At 52.2% G+C, this 25,679-nt stretch carries 21 protein-coding genes, 1 tRNA gene, 3 rRNA genes and 1 other annotated feature; of the genes, 16 read left to right on the plus strand and 9 right to left on the minus strand.

What is annotated here, in order from left to right:
* Positions 1-10: 10 nt before the first annotated feature.
* The 5 genes from rimM (at position 11) to EGY08_RS22320 (ending at position 3,745) form a co-directional block, all read left to right on the plus strand.
* Entirely contained in the window at positions 11-559 is a 549-nt protein-coding gene (gene rimM / locus EGY08_RS22300) for a ribosome maturation factor RimM (RefSeq protein WP_004123774.1), read from the plus strand.
* Positions 560-604: 45 nt separating this feature from the next.
* Positions 605-1,372 (plus strand): tRNA (guanosine(37)-N1)-methyltransferase TrmD, encoded by a 768-nt coding sequence (trmD, locus tag EGY08_RS22305; RefSeq protein ID WP_123828923.1) that lies wholly within the window; start codon positions 605-607, stop codon positions 1,370-1,372.
* A gap of 39 nt (positions 1,373-1,411) precedes the next feature.
* Entirely contained in the window at positions 1,412-1,759 is a 348-nt protein-coding gene (gene rplS, locus EGY08_RS22310; RefSeq protein WP_004104634.1) for a 50S ribosomal protein L19, read from the plus strand.
* A 120-nt stretch (positions 1,760-1,879) separates the two neighbouring features.
* A complete protein-coding gene (locus EGY08_RS22315) occupies positions 1,880-2,317 on the plus strand; it encodes a DUF2946 domain-containing protein (RefSeq protein WP_117079782.1) in 438 nt (145 codons plus the stop codon).
* Positions 2,318-2,371: 54 nt separating this feature from the next.
* A complete protein-coding gene (locus EGY08_RS22320) occupies positions 2,372-3,745 on the plus strand; it encodes a PepSY-associated TM helix domain-containing protein (RefSeq protein ID WP_123828924.1) in 1,374 nt (457 codons plus the stop codon).
* A 5-nt stretch (positions 3,746-3,750) separates the two neighbouring features.
* Here the strand turns inward: EGY08_RS22320 and EGY08_RS22325 are convergent, their stop codons facing one another.
* The 3 genes from EGY08_RS22325 to EGY08_RS22335 are packed head-to-tail and all read right to left on the minus strand — an operon-like array spanning position 3,751 to position 5,970.
* Entirely contained in the window at positions 3,751-4,233 is a 483-nt protein-coding gene (locus EGY08_RS22325; protein WP_004136929.1) for an OmpA family protein, read from the minus strand.
* 11 nt (positions 4,234-4,244) lie between these two features.
* Complete coding sequence (gene dgcN, locus EGY08_RS22330) at positions 4,245-5,468, minus strand: diguanylate cyclase DgcN (protein ID WP_004123765.1); 1,224 nt, start codon at positions 5,466-5,468, stop codon at positions 4,245-4,247.
* Positions 5,461-5,970, minus strand: coding sequence for a YfiR family protein (locus EGY08_RS22335; protein ID WP_049250678.1), 510 nt, complete (start codon positions 5,968-5,970; stop codon positions 5,461-5,463). Before EGY08_RS22335 ends, dgcN begins: the two co-directional genes overlap by 8 nt.
* Positions 5,971-6,314: 344 nt before the next feature.
* On the opposite strand from EGY08_RS22335, the gene aroF reads away from it, so the two are divergent.
* The 3 genes from aroF (at position 6,315) to EGY08_RS22350 (ending at position 9,457) form a co-directional block, all read left to right on the plus strand.
* Entirely contained in the window at positions 6,315-7,385 is a 1,071-nt protein-coding gene (gene aroF, locus EGY08_RS22340) for a 3-deoxy-7-phosphoheptulonate synthase AroF (RefSeq protein ID WP_004123753.1), read from the plus strand.
* A gap of 9 nt (positions 7,386-7,394) precedes the next feature.
* Positions 7,395-8,516 (plus strand): bifunctional chorismate mutase/prephenate dehydrogenase, encoded by a 1,122-nt coding sequence (gene tyrA, locus EGY08_RS22345; protein WP_004123751.1) that lies wholly within the window; start codon positions 7,395-7,397, stop codon positions 8,514-8,516.
* A gap of 68 nt (positions 8,517-8,584) precedes the next feature.
* Positions 8,585-9,457: an SMP-30/gluconolactonase/LRE family protein gene (locus tag EGY08_RS22350; RefSeq protein WP_049115415.1), complete on the plus strand. Its 873-nt coding sequence runs from the start codon at positions 8,585-8,587 to the stop codon at positions 9,455-9,457.
* Here EGY08_RS22350 and pheA read toward each other — a convergent pair.
* From pheA to bamD, 4 genes are all read right to left on the minus strand, one after another.
* A complete protein-coding gene (gene pheA / locus EGY08_RS22355) occupies positions 9,454-10,614 on the minus strand; it encodes a bifunctional chorismate mutase/prephenate dehydratase (RefSeq protein WP_004123744.1) in 1,161 nt (386 codons plus the stop codon). The two genes, EGY08_RS22350 and pheA, sit on opposite strands and share 4 nt — an antisense overlap.
* A gap of 30 nt (positions 10,615-10,644) precedes the next feature.
* Positions 10,645-10,769, minus strand: a sequence feature (Phe leader region).
* Positions 10,721-10,768 (minus strand): pheA operon leader peptide PheL, encoded by a 48-nt coding sequence (gene pheL, locus EGY08_RS22360; protein ID WP_101706155.1) that lies wholly within the window; start codon positions 10,766-10,768, stop codon positions 10,721-10,723. Its footprint overlaps the feature before it by 48 nt.
* Positions 10,770-10,875: 106 nt before the next feature.
* A complete protein-coding gene (gene raiA, locus EGY08_RS22365) occupies positions 10,876-11,211 on the minus strand; it encodes a ribosome-associated translation inhibitor RaiA (protein ID WP_004104616.1) in 336 nt (111 codons plus the stop codon).
* Between the two features lie 271 nt (positions 11,212-11,482).
* Complete coding sequence (bamD, locus tag EGY08_RS22370) at positions 11,483-12,220, minus strand: outer membrane protein assembly factor BamD (RefSeq protein WP_004123741.1); 738 nt, start codon at positions 12,218-12,220, stop codon at positions 11,483-11,485.
* Between the two features lie 132 nt (positions 12,221-12,352).
* On the opposite strand from bamD, the gene rluD reads away from it, so the two are divergent.
* The 8 genes from rluD to EGY08_RS22410 all read left to right on the plus strand — a co-directional run bounded on the left by rluD (position 12,353) and on the right by EGY08_RS22410 (position 23,945).
* Positions 12,353-13,333, plus strand: a complete 981-nt coding sequence (gene rluD, locus EGY08_RS22375) for a 23S rRNA pseudouridine(1911/1915/1917) synthase RluD (RefSeq protein ID WP_049115411.1) — start codon at positions 12,353-12,355, stop codon at positions 13,331-13,333.
* On the plus strand, positions 13,330-14,061 hold the full coding sequence (gene yfiH, locus EGY08_RS22380; RefSeq protein WP_004123735.1) for a purine nucleoside phosphorylase YfiH: 732 nt from the start codon (positions 13,330-13,332) through the stop codon (positions 14,059-14,061). Before rluD ends, yfiH begins: the two co-directional genes overlap by 4 nt.
* A gap of 127 nt (positions 14,062-14,188) precedes the next feature.
* Complete coding sequence (gene clpB / locus EGY08_RS22385) at positions 14,189-16,762, plus strand: ATP-dependent chaperone ClpB (protein ID WP_049115413.1); 2,574 nt, start codon at positions 14,189-14,191, stop codon at positions 16,760-16,762.
* Between the two features lie 453 nt (positions 16,763-17,215).
* A 16S ribosomal RNA gene (locus EGY08_RS22390) occupies positions 17,216-18,755 on the plus strand.
* 87 nt (positions 18,756-18,842) lie between these two features.
* Positions 18,843-18,917: transfer RNA gene (locus tag EGY08_RS22395), tRNA-Glu, on the plus strand.
* A 190-nt stretch (positions 18,918-19,107) separates the two neighbouring features.
* Positions 19,108-22,012 (plus strand): 23S ribosomal RNA (locus tag EGY08_RS22400).
* Positions 22,013-22,212: 200 nt separating this feature from the next.
* Positions 22,213-22,328, plus strand: a 5S ribosomal RNA gene (gene rrf, locus EGY08_RS22405).
* The 16S, 23S and 5S rRNA genes sit together here with 1 tRNA gene alongside, the layout of an rRNA operon.
* Before the next feature lie 318 nt (positions 22,329-22,646).
* Positions 22,647-23,945 carry an MFS transporter gene (locus EGY08_RS22410; protein WP_004123728.1) on the plus strand — a complete coding sequence of 433 codons (1,299 nt, stop codon included), beginning with the start codon at positions 22,647-22,649 and terminating at the stop codon, positions 23,943-23,945.
* Between the two features lie 2 nt (positions 23,946-23,947).
* Here EGY08_RS22410 and EGY08_RS22415 read toward each other — a convergent pair whose 3' ends face one another.
* Positions 23,948-24,274 (minus strand): YfiM family lipoprotein, encoded by a 327-nt coding sequence (locus EGY08_RS22415; protein WP_004123726.1) that lies wholly within the window; start codon positions 24,272-24,274, stop codon positions 23,948-23,950.
* 40 nt (positions 24,275-24,314) lie between these two features.
* A complete protein-coding gene (gene pssA / locus EGY08_RS22420) occupies positions 24,315-25,670 on the minus strand; it encodes a CDP-diacylglycerol--serine O-phosphatidyltransferase (protein WP_004123725.1) in 1,356 nt (451 codons plus the stop codon).
* Positions 25,671-25,679: the final 9 nt, after the last annotated feature.

Consider the following 25,679-nt stretch of genomic DNA (forward strand, 5'->3'; position numbering starts at 1 on the left):
GGTGGTCATGATGAGCAAGCAACACACCGCACAAGCACCTGTTGAACCGATTGTATTGGGCAAGATGGGTTCTTCCTACGGTATCCGTGGTTGGCTCAGAGTGTTTTCCTCCACCGAAGACGCCGAAAGCATTTTTGACTATCAGCCCTGGTTTATCCAGAAGGCGGGTCAGTGGCAGGTTGTTGAGCTGGAAAGCTGGCGCCACCACAATCAGGATATCGTCATTAAGCTGAAAGGCATTGACGATCGCGATGCAGCGAATCTTTTGACTAATTGCGAAATTGTCGTGGATTCATCGCAGCTGCCTGCGCTTGAAGAGGGTGACTATTACTGGAAAGACCTGATGGGCTGCCAGGTAGTGACCACTGAAGGCTATGGTCTCGGTAAAGTCATCGACATGATGGAAACTGGATCTAATGACGTTCTCGTCATCAAGGCAAACCTGAAAGATGCATTTGGTATCAAGGAGCGGTTGGTTCCGTTCCTCGATGGGCAGGTTATCAAGAAAGTCGATCTCGCTACTCGTACTATCGAAGTAGATTGGGATCCTGGTTTTTAAATTCTCCGGATAAACGGTAAAAAACGGCACTATGGGGATTGGCTTGTGTTTATAGGTATCGTTAGCCTGTTTCCTGAAATGTTCCGCGCAATTACCGATTACGGGGTAACTGGCCGGGCAGTAAAAAATGGCCTGCTGAGCATCCAGAGCTGGAGTCCTCGTGATTTCGCTCATGACCGGCACCGTACCGTGGACGATCGTCCTTACGGCGGCGGACCGGGGATGTTAATGATGGTACAACCTTTACGGGATGCCATTCATGCAGCAAAAGCCGCGGCAGGTGAAGGCGCAAAGGTGATTTATCTTTCACCTCAGGGACGCAAGCTTGATCAAGCGGGCGTCAGCGAACTGGCAACCAATCAGAAGCTGATTTTGGTGTGCGGTCGTTACGAAGGCGTAGATGAGCGCGTAATTCAGACCGAGATTGATGAAGAATGGTCAATCGGCGATTATGTTCTCAGCGGTGGCGAGCTACCGGCAATGACGCTGATTGATTCCGTTTCCCGGTTTATTCCGGGGGTTCTGGGTCATGAAGCTTCAGCAATCGAGGACTCTTTTGCTGAAGGATTGCTGGATTGCCCTCACTATACGCGCCCTGAAGTGTTAGAAGGTATGGAAGTACCGCCAGTATTGCTGTCGGGAAACCACGCTGAGATACGTCGCTGGCGTCTGAAGCAGTCGCTGGGCCGGACCTGGCTTAGAAGACCTGAACTTTTGGAAAACCTGGCTCTGACTGAAGAGCAAGCAAGGTTGCTGGCGGAGTTCAAAAAGGAACTCGCGCAACAGCAGCATAAACATGATGGGATAGCGTAAGCCCCCAATATCAGTTTACCCAGGATAAGAGATTAAATTATGAGCAACATTATTAAGCAACTTGAACAAGAACAGATGAAGCAGGACGTACCTTCCTTCCGTCCGGGTGATACCGTGGAAGTGAAAGTATGGGTTGTTGAAGGTTCCAAAAAACGTCTGCAGGCATTCGAGGGCGTGGTTATCGCTATTCGTAACCGCGGTCTGCACTCTGCATTCACTGTTCGTAAAATTTCCAACGGCGAAGGCGTTGAGCGTGTCTTCCAGACTCACTCTCCGGTAGTTGACAGCATTTCTGTCAAACGTCGTGGTGCTGTACGTAAAGCTAAACTGTACTACCTGCGTGAGCGTACCGGTAAGTCTGCTCGTATCAAAGAGCGTCTTAACTAAGATTCGCTTTCGCGACATCCTGAATGAGAGGGCTGGCCTGATGGGCTGGCCCTTTTTTTATCTTTATTTTAACCATTTTATTGTGAATCATTTACAATACGGCCCTCATTTGGAGGGGCGGTGGTCAGCGATATTCTTCATCAATCAGCATCTCAACGGCGAGCCGCATGGCTGGCGCTGTTTGCGATCGCGCTGATCGTGGTGGCACCGTTGATCTCAGTCGCTTTGCAAAAAGATCCGATGAGCGGAATGCACCACGCAATGATGACGATGGCGGAAGATGCGCCATCACATCAGATGACGATGATGCACACCGACGCTTCGACGCCGCAACGCTCGCACGGCGTACTGCTCGATCATGCTGAAGCCTGCGGCTACTGCGTGCTCTTAGCTCACGTGCCAGGCTTTATCTTCGCGCTGGTGTTGCTGCTTGCTATGGTGCTTCGACGCCAGCGAGTGCCTGTTAGCCGACCGGTGAACAAACACTGGCATTACTTTCCCTGGCTTTATCCCCTTACCCGAGCGCCGCCTCTTCCGTCTGCTTTCCCCCTTAGATAAAAAAACAACCTGCGCACTGCGCAACGTTCTCTTTTGCTTTTAAAAAGGAAAAGTATGACTACCTGCACCTCGCGCGCAGCATGGCTGAACCTGCTGCGTCGTCTTCATTTCTATATCGGACTGTTTATCGGACCGTTTATTTTTGTGGCGGCTCTGACCGGTACGCTATATGTCGCCAGTCCGCAGCTGGAAAGCTGGCTCTATCAGGATGCGCTTCGCGGTACCCTCAGTGGAGAAAAACAGCCGCTCAGCGCGCAAATTACCGTAGCAACAGAGGCTATTCAGGGAAACCTGCGCCTGCATGCGGTACGTCCGGGGATACTGGCTGGCGATACTACCCGAGTGATGTTTATTGACCCGAGCCTTGGCGAGTCGGAAACACGGGCAATTTTTGTCGATCCGGTGACTTTAAGGGTAAAAGGAGATCTGCCGGTTTACGGTACCAGCGGTATTTTGCCGCTGCGTCAGTGGATTGATTATGCCCACCGCTCATTGCTCCTGGGAAGTGTTGGTCGCCTGTACAGCGAGCTTGCTGCGTCCTGGATGTGGGTTGCCGCTCTCGGTGGGATCGCGCTGTGGTCGATGACCCGCCCGCGTCGTCGCATTAACAATAAGATGCAGAATAGCCGCCGCCTGCATGTGTCTCTCGGATGGGCATTGCTGGTCGGTATGCTCATCTTCTCTGCGACCGGTTTAACGTGGTCACAATGGGCCGGTGGTAACGTCGATAAGATGCGCGCCGCCTTTGGTTGGCTGACGCCACAGGTAAATACGCAGCTGCAAAGCGCCGTTCCGGCAGTTCACGATCCGCATGCGGAACATCATATGGGAAGCAGGATGATGGGCGAGGCGGCAGCATCGCCGCTGCGCGTAGAGGAGTTTGACAAGGTTCTGCTGGCCGCACGCGCGGCGGGGCTGGATGCCGGCAAGCTGGAGATTCGACCGCCGTCGGGTTCCGGGCGCGCGTGGACGGTAAATGAAATCGACAGAAGCTGGCCAACACAGGTTGATGCTGTCGCGATCGAGGGGTCAACGATGCGGATCGTGGACCGTACGCATTTTTCCGACTTTCCGCTCATGGCCAAGCTGACCCGCTGGGGTGTTGATTTCCATATGGGAATTTTGTTCGGCCTTGTTAATCAGCTATTGCTTATCGCGTTCGGAACCGCACTCTGCGTGATGATAGTAGTGGGATATCGCTTGTGGTGGATCCGCCGCCCGGCGCGCGCGGCGTTTAACCCGGCCAATACGTTGATACAGGCGTGGTTTGGATTAGCATGGCCCGCTCGTCTGCTGACTGCCGTCATTGCACTGTTGTTGGGGGTAGCGCTGCCGCTAATGGGGGGCAGCCTCGCGCTATGTCTCGCCGTTGATTATCTGCGCTGGCGCGCAGCAACGGCGATGTTAGAGGCTAAACCAGTCGAATAGGTTGTCTAAGGCGTGCTGATAACCACCGTGACGCGGCGGTTTTCAGCACGTCCTTTCGCGGTATCGTTACTGGCTATCGGATACTTTTTCCCAAGTCCGCGAGTGGTCAAATTGGCGCGTGGAATATTCGCCCCTTCGGCCCAGGCATCCGCAACGCTGTTGGCGCGCTTAAGCGATAACATTTCGTTGTAGCCGTCTTCGCCGTAATTATCAGTATGGCCTTCGAGACGGCTGTGGGTAATACCGGTGGTGGCCAGCCGTGAAGCCATTGTGCGGATTTGCTGCTTACTATCGGCACGCAGGTGGTAGTCATTTTTATCAAATAAGATGGTATCAGATATTCCTAATGACCAGTCGCCGTTGGTTTCAGTAAAGCCGTATGACTTCATTGCTGCTATTTGTTCTGCAGAGAATTTTCCTTGCGGGGCCTGGCAGCCGCTAAGAAAAATTGCGGCAAGTAAAGCAGGTGCAAAATATTTCCCAATCATGGTGATTCCTTTTATTTTTGCGTTTGCTGCAAGCGCTGGTGTTTCATCCGATACATATTTTGATCGGCAAGCTCTTGCAGATTTTCCGCGGAGGCATGTTCCCAGGTTAAAGCGTATCCAATACTCAGTGACAGACTGGCGGTGTGGCCATTGTGGAGATTAAACGGCGGGATAAACTGTTCGGACAACGCACGGCACAGGGCCTGAACTTCGGCCTCTGAATGAACATCGCGTAGCAGAATGGCAAATTCATCGCCGCCGAGACGCCATGCCTGATGCTGTTTGCCGACAAAGGCCATCAGGCGGCTCGCGACTTCAATTAACACTTTATCGCCAGCTGCGTGGCCCCAGTTATCGTTAATAAGCTTGAAGTTATCGCCATCAAGAAATAACAGCGCGGAACTACTGTGGACGGTTTCGTCTTTCATCAGCTCATTAATGACATTACGGAAAGCCGCTCTGTTAGCCAGACCGGTCAACGGATCGTGCAATGAACTGCGCAGGAGCTGAGCATTTTTAGCCTGAAGCTGTCGCTGCCAGTCCTCCATTTCGCCCAACAGGCTATTAAAGTCCTGGGCAAAAAGGTGGAATTCTTCAATGCGCTCTTCGGGGACCCGGCGAGAAAAATGGCGATTTTCGCGAATGTCATGTACCACTTCGGTAATGCTCTGTAATGCAGCCACAATGCCGCGGTGCAGCGAGTGGGTCAGGAGCAAAGCGATGCAGGAAGCAAGAAAAATGCTGCCGGTGAGCACAATAATTGAGATGCCAAGAAAATAGCTTATCAGCCGGTCCAGCGCGGTCAGACGGAGTTCACCGATGATTTTCCCCTGGTGCCAGATAGGTTGTACCGTAGGTTCAGGAAATAACCATTTGCTGATAATGTCGCTGATTTTATCCTGCCTGACCAGACGTTCGTTATGCCATGAGGCGAAGGGTTTTTGTCGGCCATCGACCAGAATGGCTTTGGAGAATTGCCCCTGTCTTCCCAGCGTGGCCAGCGTATCTTCAGCCGCTGCGCTATCGCCGAAAACAAGCGCGGCTTCCAGGCTGCGACCCATGGTAGCGGCGGTAAGCTCCAGGTTTTTTTGTGCGTACTGCTTAAGTGTGAATATGGAAGCGGCGCAGAGTAACAGCCAGACCAGTGTCATAGAGATCACCACGCTTATCATGCTGATACGGCGCAGCGCTCTTTTAAATGTGGGGCGCGGGGCCTGAGAAAAATCCTTATTCATGTGATGTTTTCCGGGCAAGCATCAGCACCTCGGGATTAACCCGAACGCCGCTGTGCGTCAGTACATCCAGATTTACGGAAAATCTGACTCTCTCATTGTTTATAAGCAGGCAAAAAGCGCTGCCAATAGAGCAATCGGTGTTTTGTTCCGCAATAAGTAATAGGGGCCGGTTTCCATATTTGGCCGTAAATTCAGACTGTTGGATCGGTGATTCACTGCCAAAATAAAAACCATCGCAGGTCGTCTGTAAGGCTTCTTCTGTATTACGAACAATCACGGGTTTGTAAGGCAATATTTCCGGTGCCTCTTCGGCCAGGCTATGGATATAACGTGATGTCGAAAAAATACATAGCCTTGGAGGACCTGATAATTGCGGCCAGCGTGTATAAGTCACGATCCCCGAAACGATCGTCCGAACATTTTCAGACGGCCCGGAGGCAACAGCAGAGATACCCACGAGTGATAGTACTAAAGTCAAAAAGAGACGGTGAAGAACAGTCATTACGGTTCCGTCAGGTTGTCATAGCGTGGGGGATGCAGATTGCTGAAACCCGGGCGAAGAATAGCATTATTGATGAAAAGCGTCATTAGCCAGCCTCGCCGCTTTAAGATAATTCTCACCAGGATTTTTCGTAAAAGAATGGCTTTAAAAAGGGAAGTCATGGGCGTTAAATCGCTTTGTGTAAACAATAATGTACAATAAAAATGGAATGTAGCGCGATTTAATTTCTTGGTGTAAATTAAAATTTACGTAATATGGATTGAAATCTTTACTTTGTGTGGTATCGTTACGTCATCCTCGCTGAGGCAATAACTATCGCAAACGAGCTATACAGGATCGCAATCATGCAAAAAGACGCGCTGAACAACGTACATATTACCGATGAACAGGTTTTGATCACTCCGGATCAGTTGAAAACTGAATTCCCTTTGAGCGTTGAGCAGGAAGCGCAGATCGCGCACTCTCGACAGACTATCTCTGACATCATCGCCGGTCGCGATCCGCGCTTGCTGGTGGTGTGTGGTCCTTGCTCGATTCACGATCCTGAAACCGCCATTGAGTACGCTCGTCGTTTTAAAGCTCTTGCCGCAGAGGTCAGCGATAGCCTCTATCTGGTCATGCGCGTCTATTTTGAAAAACCCCGTACCACAGTTGGTTGGAAAGGGCTGATTAACGATCCGCATATGGATGGTTCGTTTGATGTGGAAGGCGGCCTGAAGATTGCGCGTCGTCTGCTGGTTGAACTGGTCAATATGGGGCTGCCGTTGGCGACGGAAGCGTTGGATCCAAACAGTCCTCAGTACCTCGGCGATCTGTTTAGCTGGTCCGCTATCGGCGCGCGTACGACGGAATCCCAGACTCACCGCGAAATGGCTTCAGGCCTGTCGATGCCGGTTGGGTTTAAAAACGGCACCGACGGTAGCCTTGCCACCGCCATTAACGCGATGCGCGCCGCCGCAATGCCGCACCGTTTCGTCGGCATCAACCAGGCCGGGCAGGTGTGCCTGCTGCAAACGCAGGGCAATCCGAACGGTCACGTTATTCTGCGTGGTGGAAAAGCGCCAAACTACGGCCCGGAAGATGTTGCGAAGTGCGAAAAAGAGATGACTCAGGCGGGACTGAAACCTTCTCTGATGGTAGATTGCAGCCATGGGAATTCTAATAAAGACTACCGCCGTCAGCCCGCGGTTGCGGAATCCGTGGTCGCGCAGATCAAAGATGGTAACCGTTCCATTATTGGTCTGATGATTGAGAGCAATATCCACGAAGGTAATCAATCCTCTGAGCAGCCGCGTTGCGATATGAAATACGGCGTCTCGGTGACCGATGCCTGCATTAGTTGGGAAACCACCGATGCGCTGCTCCGCGAACTTGATAAGGATCTGCGAGGCCATCTGGCGGCTCGTCTGGCGTAAGAGGATGATATGGTTGCTGAACTGACCGCGTTACGCGATCAAATTGATGAAGTCGATAAAGCGCTGCTGGAGCTGCTGGCTAAGCGCCTGGAGCTGGTAGCGCAAGTCGGAGAGGTTAAAAGCCAATATGGCCTGCCGATTTACGTCCCTGAGCGCGAGTCGGCGATGCTGGCCTCCCGCCGTGAGGAGGCAGCTGCGCTTGGGGTTCCGCCGGATCTTATCGAAGATGTCTTGCGTCGCGTCATGCGTGAGTCTTATTCCAGCGAAAACGATAAAGGTTTTAAAACGCTTTATCCGAACCTGCGTCCGGTCGTTATTGTCGGCGGCGGCGGGCAAATGGGGCGTCTGTTTGAGAAAATGCTGACGCTTTCCGGATATCAGGTTCGTATCCTGGAGAAAGACGACTGGTCGCGGGCGGACGAGATTGTCGCCGATGCCGGCATGGTTATCGTCAGCGTGCCGATTCATATCACGGCGGCGACGATTGCTCAGTTGCCTCCGCTGCCGGCGGACTGCATCCTGGTCGATTTGGCTTCGGTGAAAGCGGAACCGCTGCAGGCGATGCTGGCTGCGCATACAGGTCCGGTATTGGGTCTGCATCCTATGTTTGGTCCTGATAGCGGCAGTCTGGCGAAGCAGGTAGTGGTGTACTGCGATGGCCGCCAGCCTGAGGCGTATCAGTGGTTCCTGGAGCAAATTCAGGTCTGGGGCGCTCGGCTGCATCGTATCAGCGCCATCGAACACGATCAGAACATGGCCTTTATTCAGGCGTTGCGCCACTTTGCTACCTTCGCTTATGGTCTGCATCTGGCTGAAGAGAACGTGCGTCTTGAGCAACTTTTAGCGCTCTCGTCGCCAATTTATCGTCTGGAGCTGGCGATGGTTGGTCGACTGTTTGCCCAGGATCCGCAGCTCTACGCTGACATTATTATGTCCTCGGAAAATAATCTGGCGCTGATTAAGCGATACTACCAGCGTTTCGGTGAAGCTATCGGCCTGCTGGAGCAGGGGGATAAACAGGCGTTCATCGATAGCTTCCGTAAGGTTGAACACTGGTTCGGTGACTATGCCCAGCGCTTCCAGAGCGAAAGCCGAACGTTGCTGCGCCAGGCGAATGATAATCGGCAGTAAGGCGTAAAACACGTATACAATAAAGCCAGAGGGGTGACCCGCTGGCTTTTTTTATAGGGATGAAAACGATGGCTGAACCACAACCGCTGTTTGATTACACCGGGCATTTACCGGAATGTCCGACCTGGAGCGAAGCCGAACAGGCATTGTACTGGGCCGATATTATGGAATGCGAAATTCATCGCTACGACGTGCAGACGGGTGAACATCAGGTTCTGCAATTTCCCGAGGAGCCCGGCTGTTTTGCTCTGCGCGAAAAGGGCGGTTTTATCGTCGCTTTACGCAGCGGTATCTGGCTCACTGATGCGCATGGTCTTCTACAGCGAAAAGTCTGCGATAACCCCAGCAATCCGCAATTAGCGCGCTTTAATGATGGTGGAACCGATCGCGACGGCCGCTTTTATGCCGGGACTTTCTGGGGACCGGGAGATTTTAACGGCGCGCTCTTAGTGCGCATCGATAACGATCTCTCCCCGCAGGTTATCCAGTGCGATATTCACGGCGCTAACGGTCTGGCGTTTAGCGAAGACAAGCGTTGGATGTATACCTCGGATACGCCAAATGCCGTTATCTATCGAACACCTCTCGATGAGCGGGGCGAGGCGGGTAAACGCGAGGTCTTCCTGCGCTTTCAGCCGGGAGAGGGGATTCCAGACGGCGCGGCCATCGATGCCGAAGGTTGCTACTGGAGCGCGATGTTTGACGGCTGGCGTATTGCGCGCTTCTCGCCGACGGGCGAGCAGCTGGCGGAGCATCGTCTACCGGTGCGTTGCCCGACGATGGTCTGTTTTGGCGGAGCGGATATGAAGACGCTCTACATTACCACCACGCGGGAGAATATGGATGCTGAGGAAGTGGCGAAATATCCGCTTTCTGGCGCCATCTTCACCCTGCCTGTTAGCGTGGCAGGGATGAAGAAATTGCCGTTTATAGAGCGTTAAACCGGCTCGACCGGTACCACGTTTTCGCTGGCATAACAGCCCAGCACCTTCATAGAACGCGTTATCTCGGCCAGCTCTTTTAAAGCTTTACGCATGGGCAGTGATTCCAGGTTGGCCTGGATATCCAGATAAAACATCTCTTCCCACGGATTACCGTGAATGGGACGCGACTCCAGCTTGGTCATAATCAGGTTATGGTTTCGAAGTACCAGCAGTGCTTCTACCAGGGCCCCGGCTTGCTGGCCGGTGGCCATCAACAGCGTGGTTTTCGCGGGGACCTGATCGGAGACTTCCACCGCTTTACGCGCCAGAACCAGGAAGCGGGTGATATTTTGCGTTTGGTTAGCCTGACAATGTTCCAGTACCTGCAAACCGTGCAGCGCCCCGCCTGCTTCGCTGCCCAGCGCGGCAACGGTCGGCGATTTAGCCTGAGCGACTTTTTCCATCGCTGAGGAGGTGCTATCGGTATATTCAATATTCCAGTGCGGATAGCGGCTGAGGTACTGGCTGCACTGCTGGAACGGCTGTGGATGGCTGTAGACCGTCGTAATCTGTTGCGCGTCGGTGGATGTTGAGACCAGCACGCAGTGATCGATAGGCAGAGTCAGCTCGCCGACGATAGATAAGCTGGTGTGCTGCAGAAGATCGTAAACATCATTGATGCCGCCGGAGCTTGTATTTTCAATGGGGACGACGGCATAGTCGGCCTGGCCCGTCTCCACTTGCTCAAAGATATCGGCGAATTTCGCACAGCCGCTTTCGATAAACTGTTCAAAGTGGCGGGCGGCATACTGGCGGGCCGCAAGATGCGAATATGAACCTTTCGGTCCGAGAAACGCCACGCGCGCGGAGTGCGGATTGATTTTATTGAGGTGCTGCTGCAGTAGCGTTTGTTGGGTAAGGACCGAGTCTTCAATGATCAGCTGGAACAGGCGCGTGATGTAGTGGGCATCGAGATGATGTTTTTTCCCCAGCGTCATCAAGCGTTCCAGTAAGTCCCGCTCGCGGTCGATATCCCGCACCGGACGGTGCGAGGCCAGCTTGGCTTTTCCTACCTCTACGGCCAGGCCGCGGCGCTCTGCCAGCAGCGCCAGCAGCTTCTCATCCAGAGCGCTGATCTTATCGCGTAGCGCCAGTAATGGGTTTTCCTCGGTCATATGTGTTGCCTTTCTTGTTATTGATTATCAATAAAAAAGGCCTCCCGTTTGGGAGGCCTTGTTGTTCGTCTTCGCATTCTTTATCACACGACGAATTGCCTCCCATTCAGGGGAAGGTAAAAAAGAATGCGAAGAAGAACGGGATCAGTTTCACGATGAATTCCTTGAGTTAGTGGGGATTACAGTACCTGTACTGTTTTCACTCTGTCAATAAAAAACGCGCCCGGAGGCGCGTGGCATGACACAAGCTTAAGTTAAGGATTACTCTTCTTCTTCCACAAAGCCTGCCTCTTTCACCGATGTCGCGGCGCGGCGGGCTTCCCCTTTGTGTTGCACTTTATTGAGCTGCCGTTCCAGCTTGTTGATCAATTCGTTGATTGCGGCATACATGTCTTCGTGCCGTGCGCTGGCAACCAGGTGTCCGTTTGGCGTATTGATGGTGGCGTCAGCGACAAAACCCTGCGGCTCCTTAGAGAGGATGATGTGCGGGTTAATTAAGTGGGTTTGCCATTTATCCAGTTTGGCGAGACGGTCTGCGACGTGCTGGCGGATTGCCGGAGTAATTTCCATTTGTTTACTGGTAATGTTCATTGTCATAAATTTTACCTCTTGTCTTTCCCGTCTTGGTGAACTCAGCATACCTCGCCCAATGTCAAAATGCGTGATTTAAATCACATTTTATTGTCACTTTTTGTCAACAAATCTGTTTTGTGAGACAGGACAGGAACAGGTGAGATTTTGCTTGTGGAAAGGAAGAAAGGGAGCCATATTTGATGAGTTAACTCGGCGCTAAACCGCTTCAGCTAAGCAATTTAACGAATAAAAAAACGGCAGCCATCTGGCTGCCGTTTTGCTTATCTAAGGGCTATCAGGTGTTCTTGCTATTGGCTGCAATGATTTTCGCAACTTTGTCAGCCTGCGCGTTCATCTGCATCTGACGGTAGGCGTTTTCCATCTTCGGCAGCGCATCGCGGGTGGCCTGCGTATCCGGATAGTTACGCAGCATGCCGTCTACGCGGTTAACTACCGCAACCCATGCGCCACGATCGGTGTAGTAATCCACAACCGACAGCTCGTACTTCGCCAGACGATCCTTCAGGAACACCATACGTTTATAGGCGTCAGTAGAGTACTGGCTGTTGGGATAGCCACGAACCAGTTTGGAGAAGTCGTTAAAGGCATCGCGCGCGTGTTGTGGGTCGCGGTCAGAACGGTCGACGCCGAAGAAGCCCTGCAGCGCACTGTCATCCAACGCCATATTTGTCAGACCACGCATATAAATAACGTAATCAATGTTAGGATGAGTCGGGTTCAGGCGCACAAAGCGATCGATGGCGGCCTGAGCCAGCGGTAGATCGGCGTTTTTGTAGTACGCATAAATCAGGTCCAACTGTACCTGTTGGGAATAAGGTCCAAAGGGATAACGGTTATCCAACGCTTCCAGTTGCGTTATTGCCTGTTTCCAGTTACCGTCCTGCAGCTTTTGCTGAGCGGTCGCGTAGATCTCATTCGGCGGATTATCGGGCACCTCCTCCTTTGAGCCAGAGCAACCCACCAAAGCCAGGCTCAGTGTGGCTGCTGCCACCAGGTATTTCATGCGCGTCATGACGTTTTGACTTCCTCAAAATGTTTATGCGGGAGAATCTCTGTTCCTGCTCCCGATTAAGACCAGCTACAATAGCACACTATATTAAACGGCAAAGCCGTAAAACCCAACGTTAAAACGAAGAAGCTGTATATGGCACAACGAGTACAACTCAACGCAACGGTGTCCGAAAATCAACTCGGACAACGCTTAGATCAGGCTTTGGCCGAATTGTTCCCGGATTATTCGCGTTCGCGCATAAAAGAATGGATCCTTGACCAGAGAGTGCTGGTAAACGGCTGCGTCAGCGACAAGCCGAAAGAAAAAGTGCTGGGGGGAGAGACGATTGCTATCGATGTTGAAATCGAAGAAGAAGTCCGTTTCCAACCGCAGGATATTCCGCTCAATATCGTTTATGAAGATGATGACATCCTCGTAATTAATAAACCGCGCGATTTAGTTGTGCACCCCGGCGCGGGCAACCCTGACGGTACTGTGCTGAATGCGCTGTTGCACTACTATCCCGCCATTGCTGACGTGCCGCGGGCGGGGATCGTGCACCGTCTTGATAAAGACACCACTGGTTTAATGGTGGTAGCAAAGACTATCCCGGCGCAAACCCGACTGGTGGAATCCCTGCAGCTGCGTGAAATTACCCGTGAATATGAAGCGGTAGCGATTGGTCATATGACGGCTGGCGGAACGGTTGAAGAACCGATTAGCCGTCACCCGACCAAGCGTACGCATATGGCGGTACATCCCATGGGGAAACCGGCGGTGACGCACTATCGGATCATGGAGCATTTTCGCATTCATACTCGTTTGCGTTTGCGCCTCGAGACCGGTCGTACGCACCAGATTCGCGTGCACATGGCGCACATCACCCATCCGCTGGTGGGCGATCAGGTTTATGGAGGGCGCCCACGTCCGCCTAAAGGTGCGTCGGAAGAGTTCATCACTGCTCTGCGTAAGTTCGACCGCCAGGCTCTTCATGCCACGATGCTGCGCTTATACCATCCGATCAGCGGTATTGAGATGGAATGGCATGCGCCAATTCCGCAGGATATGGTTGATTTGATCGAGGCCATGCGCGCTGATTTTGAAACTCATAAAGACGATATCGACTGGTTATGACTAAAGTGATTGTACCGCAATGGCCGATGCCGGAAGGCGTTGCTGCCTGTAGTTCCACGCGCGTTGGCGGGGTAAGTTTATCGCCATACGATTCACTTAACCTCGGCGCTCATTGCGGAGACAATCTGCAGCACGTAGAAGAGAACCGTCGGCGCATGTTTGCCGCTGGCGGTCTGCCGTCATACCCGGTGTGGCTGGAACAGGTTCACGGTACGGCAGTGTTAAAACTCGACGGCGGGCCGTACGAGTCAAAGCGTGCGGATGCGTCATACTGTAATGTGCCGGGTACGGTATGCGCGGTGATGACCGCTGATTGCCTGCCGGTGCTTTTTTGTAACCGCGCGGGTACGGAGGTTGCGGCTGCTCATGCCGGCTGGCGAGGTCTTTGCGAAGGCGTGCTGGAAGAAACCGTTGCCTGTTTTGCCGATAGTCCGGAAAATATTATGGCCTGGCTTGGCCCCGCTATCGGGCCGGACGCGTTTGAGGTTGGCCCGGAGGTGCGTGAGGCCTTTATGGCAAAAGATACCCAGGCGGAGCGCGCATTTCGCCCTGCGGGTGAGAAGTATTTTGCTGATATCTATCAGCTTGCCCGTCAGCGTCTGTCGAGCGTTGGCGTTGAGCAGATTTTTGGCGGAGACCGCTGTACCCTCAGCGAAAAAGATGATTTTTTCTCTTATCGTCGCGACAAGACGACGGGTCGTATGGCAAGTTTCATCTGGCTGATATAACCTGCCGAACTAAGACGATCCAGAAGGCAAACTTATTTTTGCATAGTTCAGGTCTTTAACCTTGAATAATTGAGGGATGACCTCATTTAATCTCCAGTAGCAAATTTGACCTGTTATGGGAGGAGTTATGCGTCTGGATCGTCTTACCAATAAATTCCAGCTTGCTCTTGCCGATGCCCAGTCTCTTGCGCTTGGGCACGACAACCAATTCATCGAACCTCTTCATCTAATGAGCGCCTTGCTGAATCAGGAAGGGGGATCGGTACGTCCTTTATTAACTTCGGCTGGCATCAACGCCGGAGAGTTACGCACCAATATTGAACAGGCGTTGAGCCGATTGCCGCAGGTGGAAGGTACCGGTGGCGATGTTCAACCTTCTCAGGATTTAGTGCGTATCCTTAACCTTTGCGACAAGCTGGCGCAAAAGAGAAAGGACAACTTTATTTCGTCAGAACTGTTCGTTCTGGCTGCGCTTGAATCACGCGGCACGCTGACCGACCTTTTAAAATCCGCCGGAGCCACAACCGCTAACGTGAGTCAGGCGATTGAACAAATGCGCGGAGGTGAAAGCGTGAACGATCAGGGAGCCGAAGACCAACGTCAGGCTTTGAAAAAATTTACCGTCGATCTGACCGAACGTGCCGAGCAGGGCAAGCTTGACCCGGTAATTGGCCGTGATGAAGAAATTCGTCGAACGATTCAGGTTCTGCAGCGTCGTACCAAAAATAACCCGGTGCTGATTGGTGAACCCGGCGTAGGTAAAACGGCCATTGTTGAAGGGCTGGCGCAGCGGATCGTCAACGGTGAAGTACCGGAAGGGTTGAAGGGGCGTCGAGTCCTGGCGCTTGATATGGGCGCGCTGGTGGCGGGTGCCAAGTATCGCGGTGAGTTTGAAGAACGTTTAAAAGGCGTGCTAAACGATCTCGCCAAGCAGGAAGGCAACGTCATCCTCTTTATCGATGAGCTGCACACGATGGTGGGCGCAGGTAAAGCAGACGGTGCTATGGACGCCGGGAATATGCTGAAACCGGCGCTGGCGCGTGGTGAGCTGCACTGCGTGGGCGCCACGACACTGGATGAGTATCGCCAGTACATTGAGAAAGACGCCGCGCTGGAGCGTCGTTTCCAGAAAGTGTTCGTTGCGGAACCGACAGTTGAAGATACCATTGCGATTTTGCGTGGTCTGAAAGAGCGTTATGAACTGCACCACCACGTGCAGATCACTGACCCGGCGATTGTAGCGGCGGCTACGCTGTCTCACCGTTATATCGCCGACCGACAGCTGCCGGATAAAGCTATCGACTTGATCGATGAAGCTGCGTCCAGCATCCGCATGCAGATTGACTCAAAACCGGAAGAGCTGGACAGACTCGATCGACGCATCATTCAACTCAAGCTGGAACAGCAGGCGTTGAAGAAAGAGTCTGACGAAGCCAGCATTAAGCGGTTGGATATGCTGAATGAGGAACTGGCGGATAAAGAACGTCAATATTCAGTCCTAGAAGAAGAGTGGAAGGCTGAAAAAGCGTCGCTCTCTGGTACCCAGACGATTAAGGCCGAGCTGGAACAGGCTAAAATCGCGATTGAGCAGGCGCGTCGCGTCGGCGATCTGGCGCGGATGTCCGAGCTGCAGTACGGTAAGATCCCGGAACTGGAAAAGCAGCTGGCGGCGGCAACGCAGTCTGAAGGCAAGACCATGCGTCTGCTGCGTAATAAAGTCACGGATGCGGAAATCGCGGAAGTGCTGGCTCGTTGGACGGGGATTCCGGTTGCGAGAATGCTCGAAGGCGAACGTGAGAAGCTGCTGCGTATGGAGCAGGAGCTGCATAGCCGCGTTATTGGTCAGAACGAAGCGGTTGAAGCGGTATCGAACGCGATCCGCCGTAGTCGTGCCGGGTTATCCGATCCTAACCGTCCGATTGGCTCGTTCCTGTTCCTTGGCCCTACCGGGGTAGGTAAGACAGAACTCTGTAAAGCGCTGGCTAACTTTATGTTTGATAGCGACGATGCGATGGTACGTATCGACATGTCAGAGTTTATGGAGAAACATTCCGTTTCACGTCTGGTTGGGGCACCTCCGGGATACGTCGGTTATGAAGAAGGCGGTTATCTCACTGAGGCGGTCCGCCGTCGCCCTTATTCCGTCATCCTGCTGGATGAAGTGGAAAAAGCGCATCCGGATGTCTTTAACATTCTGCTGCAGGTACTGGACGATGGACGTTTAACTGACGGGCAGGGGAGAACGGTCGACTTCCGCAATACGGTGGTCATCATGACCTCCAACCTCGGTTCGGATCTCATTCAGGAACGTTTTGGTGCGCTGGATTATAGTCACATGAAAGATCTGGTGCTGGGCGTGGTTAGTCAAAGCTTCCGCCCGGAATTTATCAACCGTATTGATGAAGTGGTTGTCTTCCACCCGTTAGGTGAAAAACATATTGCTTCTATTGCGCAGATTCAGCTGCAGCGGTTGTATAAACGACTGGAGGAGCGCGGCTACGAAGTCCACCTCTCTGATGAGGCGCTGAAGCTGCTTAGCGAAAACGGCTACGATCCGGTTTATGGCGCACGTCCTCTAAAACGTGCTATCCAGCAGCAGATCGAAAACCCGCTGGCACAGCAGATTCTTTCCGGTGAGCTGATTCCGGGTAAAGAAGTACGGCTGGTCGTGAAAAATGACCGGATAGTGGCAGTGCAGTAAATCACAAAACAGCAAAAACGGGCCAACTCGGCTCGTTTTTGTTTAAAAACCAGGCAATAATTTAATCTCAGTCGATGTTTTGGCTGAAAATTGAGCGGGTGAGATTTTTTTTTAAAATTCCCCTTGCCACTTCAGAATTACTCCCTATAATGCGCCTCCACTGACACGGAACAACGGCACGCAAGCCGCCGGGTCAGCGGGATTCAGCGATGAATACCGGCAGAGAAAAGCGAAATTAAACGCTTGACTCTGAATGAGGAAAACGTATTATACGGGACCTCGCAACGGTGAGCGAAAGCCGCGTTGCACTGCTCTTTAACAATTTATCAGACAATCTGTGTGGGCACTCAAAGTGACATGGATTCTTAACGTCGCAAGACGAAAAATGAATACCAAGTCTCTGAGTGAACATACGTAATTCATTACGAAGTTTAATTCACGAGCATCAAACTTAAATTGAAGAGTTTGATCATGGCTCAGATTGAACGCTGGCGGCAGGCCTAACACATGCAAGTCGAACGGTAGCACAGAGAGCTTGCTCTCGGGTGACGAGTGGCGGACGGGTGAGTAATGTCTGGGAAACTGCCTGATGGAGGGGGATAACTACTGGAAACGGTAGCTAATACCGCATAACGTCGCAAGACCAAAGAGGGGGACCTTCGGGCCTCTTGCCATCAGATGTGCCCAGATGGGATTAGCTAGTAGGTGGGGTAACGGCTCACCTAGGCGACGATCCCTAGCTGGTCTGAGAGGATGACCAGCCACACTGGAACTGAGACACGGTCCAGACTCCTACGGGAGGCAGCAGTGGGGAATATTGCACAATGGGCGCAAGCCTGATGCAGCCATGCCGCGTGTATGAAGAAGGCCTTCGGGTTGTAAAGTACTTTCAGCGGGGAGGAAGGCGATAAGGTTAATAACCTTGTCGATTGACGTTACCCGCAGAAGAAGCACCGGCTAACTCCGTGCCAGCAGCCGCGGTAATACGGAGGGTGCAAGCGTTAATCGGAATTACTGGGCGTAAAGCGCACGCAGGCGGTCTGTCAAGTCGGATGTGAAATCCCCGGGCTCAACCTGGGAACTGCATTCGAAACTGGCAGGCTGGAGTCTTGTAGAGGGGGGTAGAATTCCAGGTGTAGCGGTGAAATGCGTAGAGATCTGGAGGAATACCGGTGGCGAAGGCGGCCCCCTGGACAAAGACTGACGCTCAGGTGCGAAAGCGTGGGGAGCAAACAGGATTAGATACCCTGGTAGTCCACGCTGTAAACGATGTCGACTTGGAGGTTGTTCCCTTGAGGAGTGGCTTCCGGAGCTAACGCGTTAAGTCGACCGCCTGGGGAGTACGGCCGCAAGGTTAAAACTCAAATGAATTGACGGGGGCCCGCACAAGCGGTGGAGCATGTGGTTTAATTCGATGCAACGCGAAGAACCTTACCTACTCTTGACATCCAGAGAACTTAGCAGAGATGCTTTGGTGCCTTCGGGAACTCTGAGACAGGTGCTGCATGGCTGTCGTCAGCTCGTGTTGTGAAATGTTGGGTTAAGTCCCGCAACGAGCGCAACCCTTATCCTTTGTTGCCAGCGGTCCGGCCGGGAACTCAAAGGAGACTGCCAGTGATAAACTGGAGGAAGGTGGGGATGACGTCAAGTCATCATGGCCCTTACGAGTAGGGCTACACACGTGCTACAATGGCATATACAAAGAGAAGCGACCTCGCGAGAGCAAGCGGACCTCATAAAGTATGTCGTAGTCCGGATTGGAGTCTGCAACTCGACTCCATGAAGTCGGAATCGCTAGTAATCGTGGATCAGAATGCCACGGTGAATACGTTCCCGGGCCTTGTACACACCGCCCGTCACACCATGGGAGTGGGTTGCAAAAGAAGTAGGTAGCTTAACCTTCGGGAGGGCGCTTACCACTTTGTGATTCATGACTGGGGTGAAGTCGTAACAAGGTAACCGTAGGGGAACCTGCGGTTGGATCACCTCCTTACCTTAAAGAACCTGCCTTTGTAGTGCTCACACAGATTGTCTGATAGATGTAAAGAAGCAAGACGGCTGCGAAGTCGCGACACCTCGTGTCCCCTTCGTCTAGCGGTTAGGACTCCGCCCTTTCACGGCGGCAACAGGGGTTCGAATCCCCTAGGGGACGCCACTTGCTGGCTGTGAGTGAAAGGCACAACCAACCGATATCTCAAAACTCATCTTCGGGTGACGTTTGAGATATTTGCTCTTTAAAAATCTGGATCAAGCTGAAAATTGAAACGACACACATGTTATGTGTGTTCGAGTCTCTCAAATTTTCGCGACACGATGATGTTTTACGAAACATCTTCGGGTTGTGAGGTTAAGCGACTAAGCGTACACGGTGGATGCCCTGGCAGTCAGAGGCGATGAAGGACGTGCTAATCTGCGAAAAGCGTCGGTAAGGTGATATGAACCGTTACAGCCGGCGATGTCCGAATGGGGAAACCCAGTGCAATTCGTTGCACTATCGTTTGATGAATACATAGTCAAACGAGGCGAACCGGGGGAACTGAAACATCTAAGTACCCCGAGGAAAAGAAATCAACCGAGATTCCCCCAGTAGCGGCGAGCGAACGGGGAGCAGCCCGGAGTCTGAATCAGCTTGTGTGTTAGTGGAAGCGTCTGGAAAGTCGCAGGGTACAGGGTGATACTCCCGTACACTAAAACGCACAGGCTGTGAACTCGAAGAGTAGGGCGGGACACGTGGTATCCTGTCTGAATATGGGGGGACCATCCTCCAAGGCTAAATACTCCTGACTGACCGATAGTGAACCAGTACCGTGAGGGAAAGGCGAAAAGAACCCCGGCGAGGGGAGTGAAAAAGAACCTGAAACCGTGTACGTACAAGCAGTAGGAGCCCACTTGTTGGGTGACTGCGTACCTTTTGTATAATGGGTCAGCGACTTATATTCTGTAGCAAGGTTAACCGTATAGGGGAGCCGCAGGGAAACCGAGTCTTAACTGGGCGTTAAGTTGCAGGGTATAGACCCGAAACCCGGTGATCTAGCCATGGGCAGGTTGAAGGTTGGGTAACACTAACTGGAGGACCGAACCGACTAATGTTGAAAAATTAGCGGATGACTTGTGGCTGGGGGTGAAAGGCCAATCAAACCGGGAGATAGCTGGTTCTCCCCGAAAGCTATTTAGGTAGCGCCTCGTGAATTCATCTTCGGGGGTAGAGCACTGTTTCGGCTAGGGGGTCATCCCGACTTACCAACCCGATGCAAACTACGAATACCGAAGAATGTTATCACGGGAGACACACGGCGGGTGCTAACGTCCGTCGTGAAGAGGGAAACAACCCAGACCGCCAGCTAAGGTCCCAAAGTCATGGTTAAGTGGGAAACGATGTGGGAAGGCCCAGACAGCCAGGATGTTGGCTTAGAAGCAGCCATCATTTAAAGAAAGCGTAATAGCTCACTGGTCGAGTCGGCCTGCGCGGAAGATGTAACGGGGCTAAACCATGCACCGAAGCTGCGGCAGCGACACTATGTGTTGTTGGGTAGGGGAGCGTTCTGTAAGCCGTTGAAGGTGGCCTGTGAGGGTTGCTGGAGGTATCAGAAGTGCGAATGCTGACATAAGTAACGATAATGCGGGTGAAAAACCCGCACGCCGGAAGACCAAGGGTTCCTGTCCAACGTTAATCGGGGCAGGGTGAGTCGACCCCTAAGGCGAGGCCGAAAGGCGTAGTCGATGGGAAACAGGTTAATATTCCTGTACTTGGTGTTACTGCGAAGGGGGACGGAGAAGGCTATGTTGGCCGGGCGACGGTTGTCCCGGTTTAAGCGTGTAGGTGTGTGTTCCAGGTAAATCCGGTTCACTTTAACACTGAGGCGTGATGACGAGGCACTACGGTGCTGAAGTGACAAATGCCCTGCTTCCAGGAAAAGCCTCTAAGCATCAGGTAACATCAAATCGTACCCCAAACCGACACAGGTGGTCAGGTAGAGAATACCAAGGCGCTTGAGAGAACTCGGGTGAAGGAACTAGGCAAAATGGTGCCGTAACTTCGGGAGAAGGCACGCTGATATGTAGGTGAAGTGATTTACTCATGGAGCTGAAATCAGTCGAAGATACCAGCTGGCTGCAACTGTTTATTAAAAACACAGCACTGTGCAAACACGAAAGTGGACGTATACGGTGTGACGCCTGCCCGGTGCCGGAAGGTTAATTGATGGGGTTATCCGTAAGGAGAAGCTCTTGATCGAAGCCCCGGTAAACGGCGGCCGTAACTATAACGGTCCTAAGGTAGCGAAATTCCTTGTCGGGTAAGTTCCGACCTGCACGAATGGCGTAATGATGGCCAGGCTGTCTCCACCCGAGACTCAGTGAAATTGAACTCGCTGTGAAGATGCAGTGTACCCGCGGCAAGACGGAAAGACCCCGTGAACCTTTACTATAGCTTGACACTGAACACTGGTCCTTGATGTGTAGGATAGGTGGGAGGCTTTGAAGCGTGGACGCCAGTCTGCGTGGAGCCATCCTTGAAATACCACCCTTTAATGGCTGGTGTTCTAACGTGGGCCCCTAATCGGGGTTGCGGACAGTGTCTGGTGGGTAGTTTGACTGGGGCGGTCTCCTCCTAAAGAGTAACGGAGGAGCACGAAGGTCAGCTAATCCTGGTCGGACATCAGGAGGTTAGTGCAATGGCATAAGCTGGCTTGACTGCGAGCGTGACGGCGCGAGCAGGTGCGAAAGCAGGTCATAGTGATCCGGTGGTTCTGAATGGAAGGGCCATCGCTCAACGGATAAAAGGTACTCCGGGGATAACAGGCTGATACCGCCCAAGAGTTCATATCGACGGCGGTGTTTGGCACCTCGATGTCGGCTCATCACATCCTGGGGCTGAAGTAGGTCCCAAGGGTATGGCTGTTCGCCATTTAAAGTGGTACGCGAGCTGGGTTTAGAACGTCGTGAGACAGTTCGGTCCCTATCTGCCGTGGGCGCTGGAGAATTGAGGGGGGCTGCTCCTAGTACGAGAGGACCGGAGTGGACGCATCACTGGTGTTCGGGTTGTCATGCCAATGGCATTGCCCGGTAGCTAAATGCGGAAGAGATAAGTGCTGAAAGCATCTAAGTACGAAACTTGCCCCGAGATGAGTTCTCCCTGACTCCTTGAGAGTCCTGAAGGAACGTTGAAGACGACGACGTTGATAGGCCGGGTGTGTAAGCGCAGCGATGCGTTGAGCTAACCGGTACTAATGAACCGTGAGGCTTAACCTTACAACGCCGAAGATGTTTTGGCGGATTTGAGAGACAACAATTTCAGCATTGATTACAGATTTTCGGGAACGAAAGATTTTACGCTGAGGCAAGGCGGCAAATGAAGTAAAGGAAGGAGCATACTGAGGTATGTGACTGACTTTACGAATGCAGCCAACGCAGCATCGGTGTAAAAGATTCGTTTCTGACAACAGAATTTGCCTGGCGGCGATAGCGCGGTGGTCCCACCTGACCCCATGCCGAACTCAGAAGTGAAACGCCGTAGCGCCGATGGTAGTGTGGGGTCTCCCCATGTGAGAGTAGGGAACTGCCAGGCATCAAACACGTGAAGAGCCCATCCTGACAGATGGGCTTTTTGCGTTTCAGATAAGCAAAATCGTTCTGTCCAGCCATGCATTCCCCTCCTTCCTTGTAATATAAAAGCCTGTTCAGATGCACTTACCCTCATATTTCACTTCATCCCAGCCTGTCCGTCCACGTTAATCTTGAATAGCCACAGTAAGAAATAAAATGTGATATTTATCACATATAAAATGATAACAACTATATAACATTTGGTTCACTAATTAATTTGTCTGAGTGAGTTGGGTCATCCAACACAGCAGATTGCAGTCTTTGCTGGAGCAGAATTACAATGACAGAAAGCAGTATTAGCGAACGTGAATCCCAGGATCACGGTGATACCCGGCGCCGTATATGGGCAATCGTAGGAGCATCGTCAGGGAATTTAGTTGAATGGTTTGATTTCTACGTCTATTCATTTTGCTCACTCTACTTTGCGCACATCTTCTTTCCTTCAGGTAATACCACAACTCAATTATTACAAACTGCTGGGGTATTTGCTGCTGGTTTTCTGATGCGTCCGATCGGAGGCTGGATATTCGGGCGCATTGCTGACCGCCGCGGACGTAAAACCTCTATGCTTATCTCCGTATGCATGATGTGTTTTGGTTCACTGGTGATTGCCTGCCTGCCGGGTTATGCAACGATAGGTACCTGGGCTCCGGCTCTGCTATTGCTGGCTCGTTTATTTCAGGGTCTGTCCGTTGGCGGAGAATACGGTACCAGCGCGACCTATATGAGCGAAGTTGCGGTAGAAGGTAAAAAAGGTTTCTATGCCTCATTTCAGTACGTCACGCTGATTGGCGGCCAACTTCTGGCTGTACTTGTTGTTGTTGCGTTACAACAGATCCTCAGCGATGAGGAGCTGCATGCCTGGGGATGGCGGATCCCCTTCGCTCTCGGCGCAGTATTAGCCATCGTTGCCCTGTGGCTGCGTCGGCAGTTGGATGAAACTTCAAAACAGGAAACTCGCGCATTAAAAGAAGCGGGATCGTTTAAAGGATTATGGCGTAACCGCAAAGCATTCATTATGGTGTTGGGGTTTACGGCCGCCGGCTCATTAAGCTTTTATACCTTTACAACCTATATGCAGAAATATCTGGTCAACACCGCTGGCATGACGGCGGGTACCGCCAGCATGATTATGACCGCGGCTTTATTTGTTTATATGCTGGTTCAGCCACTTTTTGGCGCGCTCTCGGATAAGATTGGCCGCCGGACCTCAATGCTCTGTTTTGGCGTACTTGTTACCGTTTTTACTGTTCCAATTCTCAATGCATTACAGAACGTGAGTTCGCCGTATGCGGCATTTGCTTTAGTGATATGTGCCCTGCTGATAGTGAGCTTTTATACCTCAATTAGCGGAATTCTGAAGGCTGAAATGTTTCCGGCACAGGTACGCGCCCTGGGGGTTGGGCTATCTTATGCGGTGGCGAATGCGCTTTTTGGCGGCTCGGCTGAGTACGTCGCGCTGTCGTTAAAATCGGCAGGAATTGAGCACGCTTTTTACTGGTACGTGACCGTAATGGGAGCAATCGCATTCCTGGTGTCCCTAACGCTACATCGTAAAGGTAAGGGTCTACGTTTGTAGGCTTACTGATGTGCCAGCTGCCATACCGCATAGCCGGTAGTGGCACCTGCCACATCCCATGCGAAGTCCTTCCAGCTCCAGCCGCTCCCGGACGGGCGGCTGTCCCATAGCTCCTTCGATGCCCCTAAACTCACGGAAAACATAAAGCCAATGGCGGCACTACGGTCGCGGCTATAGCCCTGATGCTGGGCGTATTCGTTGCCTGCGGCAGAGAGCATGGCTGAAGCGAGGAAGTGTTGGGCTTTATCCTGGCCACTCCATGCATCATTAGCCATATGGCTGCAGCCGGTCAGTAATAATAGTGGGGCGATAAGCATGATGATGCGCATACTAATTCCAGAAAAAAGCCCCGCTGAGCGGGGCGGGAATTCAGAGAATACGGCTGATAAGGCGATCGATTCGAATACGTCGCAGGCGCCTGATCAGTTTGCGTACTTTTATCGGGTAATCGGCAATACTCTGTAGATCGCGATAGTGCTGAACGATCGTAGTATGTTTGCGGATGAGATTGAGCTCTTTTTCGCGCATTGCGCCAAGCTGATGTTTCGGGTCGTGGATAAGAATCGCGTTCTCCAAATCCAGTCGCCATGCGCGCGGGTTCAGGTTATTGCCGGTCAGCAGCATCCATTCGTCATCAACCCACATGCCTTTCAGGTGGTAGCTGTTATCGTCATCCTTCCATAAACGGACAATTAGCTGATCGGTGTTGACATAATACTGCAGCCGGCTCAGAAAACGCCGCAGATTGATTTCATAAAGGTAGGGCAGCGCGCCGATAATTTTAAACGGCTGATCTTCCGGAATATAGAAATCATTAGCGGTTTTATCACCAACGATAATTTCAACTTTCTTCCCGCTGCGTAGCAGCTGAATGATATTACGGACCAGCAGAGCGGGCAGGTTGAAATAAGGGGTGCAGATAGTCAGCTTGTGCTCAGCGCAGGGCATCAGATGGAAAATGGTTTTATTCAGCAGGCTGGTCTTCCCCAGACCAACTAAAGGGGTAACCGACAGCTGCTCTTCATCAGCATTGCCGAGAAAATGATAGCCGCTATCGCGGAGCTCCTGGCGATACTGACGGATGTCATTTTTAATTTCCGGACTTTTTGGCCGATCGGCCCTGTCAAGACGGTTAACTCCACGCCCTTGCACCAGGTTATTCTCAACCCAGTCGAACATCACATCGGCCATTTTACCGTTGCGAATGCACTGGTAGCGGTCATAACGATATTTATCGTGCTGATGCAGGTAAACGTCATTCAGACTGGCGCCGCTGTAGAGCACGCTGTCATCAATGATAAAGCCTTTGAAATGGAGAACGCCGAGCGCTTCCCGGGTATTGACCGGAACGCCATAAACCGGGATGTCGACACCGGGGTTTTCCTGAGCCATGCGGCAGTACCAGTCGGCATTGGTGTTTGACGCCGCGGCGCCAATACGTCCGCGCTGGGCGCGATGCCAGTCGACCAGCACCTGCACATCTAATTCTGGACGCTGACGCTTAGCGTCGTATAGCGCCTGCAAAATTCCTTTGCCGCCATCATCCTGTTCCAGATAAAGCGCAATGATGCAAATACGCTGGGTGGCTTGAGCTATCCTGGCCAGTAACGCTTGCCGAAAATCTGCCGGCGCGTAAAAGAACTCGATATCATCAACTGACTGAGAAAGCTTAGGGAGTTGGGCAAGGTGTTGTTGATGTTTATTGCGTTTAAATTTTGACAACATCACAGTGCG

The organism is Klebsiella sp. FDAARGOS_511 (genome assembly GCF_003812845.1).
In the GTDB taxonomy this organism is placed as follows: Bacteria; Pseudomonadota; Gammaproteobacteria; order Enterobacterales; family Enterobacteriaceae; genus Klebsiella; species Klebsiella grimontii.

Excerpts from the sequence above, each read along its gene's own strand:
- rimM (WP_004123774.1), top strand. The coding sequence starts at position 11 with ATGAGCAAGCAACACACCGCACAAGCACCTGTTGAACCGATTGTATTG.
- rplS (WP_004104634.1), top strand. The coding sequence starts at position 1,412 with ATGAGCAACATTATTAAGCAACTTGAACAAGAACAGATGAAGCAGGAC.
- EGY08_RS22320 (WP_123828924.1), top strand. The coding sequence starts at position 2,372 with ATGACTACCTGCACCTCGCGCGCAGCATGGCTGAACCTGCTGCGTCGT.
- EGY08_RS22325 (WP_004136929.1), bottom strand. The coding sequence starts at position 4,233 with ATGATTGGGAAATATTTTGCACCTGCTTTACTTGCCGCAATTTTTCTT.
- dgcN (WP_004123765.1), bottom strand. The coding sequence starts at position 5,468 with ATGAATAAGGATTTTTCTCAGGCCCCGCGCCCCACATTTAAAAGAGCG.
- EGY08_RS22335 (WP_049250678.1), bottom strand. The coding sequence starts at position 5,970 with ATGACTGTTCTTCACCGTCTCTTTTTGACTTTAGTACTATCACTCGTG.
- aroF (WP_004123753.1), top strand. The coding sequence starts at position 6,315 with ATGCAAAAAGACGCGCTGAACAACGTACATATTACCGATGAACAGGTT.
- tyrA (WP_004123751.1), top strand. The coding sequence starts at position 7,395 with ATGGTTGCTGAACTGACCGCGTTACGCGATCAAATTGATGAAGTCGAT.
- EGY08_RS22350 (WP_049115415.1), top strand. The coding sequence starts at position 8,585 with ATGGCTGAACCACAACCGCTGTTTGATTACACCGGGCATTTACCGGAA.
- pheA (WP_004123744.1), bottom strand. The coding sequence starts at position 10,614 with ATGACCGAGGAAAACCCATTACTGGCGCTACGCGATAAGATCAGCGCT.
- raiA (WP_004104616.1), bottom strand. The coding sequence starts at position 11,211 with ATGACAATGAACATTACCAGTAAACAAATGGAAATTACTCCGGCAATC.
- bamD (WP_004123741.1), bottom strand. The coding sequence starts at position 12,220 with ATGACGCGCATGAAATACCTGGTGGCAGCAGCCACACTGAGCCTGGCT.
- rluD (WP_049115411.1), top strand. The coding sequence starts at position 12,353 with ATGGCACAACGAGTACAACTCAACGCAACGGTGTCCGAAAATCAACTC.
- yfiH (WP_004123735.1), top strand. The coding sequence starts at position 13,330 with ATGACTAAAGTGATTGTACCGCAATGGCCGATGCCGGAAGGCGTTGCT.
- clpB (WP_049115413.1), top strand. The coding sequence starts at position 14,189 with ATGCGTCTGGATCGTCTTACCAATAAATTCCAGCTTGCTCTTGCCGAT.
- EGY08_RS22410 (WP_004123728.1), top strand. The coding sequence starts at position 22,647 with ATGACAGAAAGCAGTATTAGCGAACGTGAATCCCAGGATCACGGTGAT.
- EGY08_RS22415 (WP_004123726.1), bottom strand. The coding sequence starts at position 24,274 with ATGCGCATCATCATGCTTATCGCCCCACTATTATTACTGACCGGCTGC.
- pssA (WP_004123725.1), bottom strand. The coding sequence starts at position 25,670 with ATGTTGTCAAAATTTAAACGCAATAAACATCAACAACACCTTGCCCAA.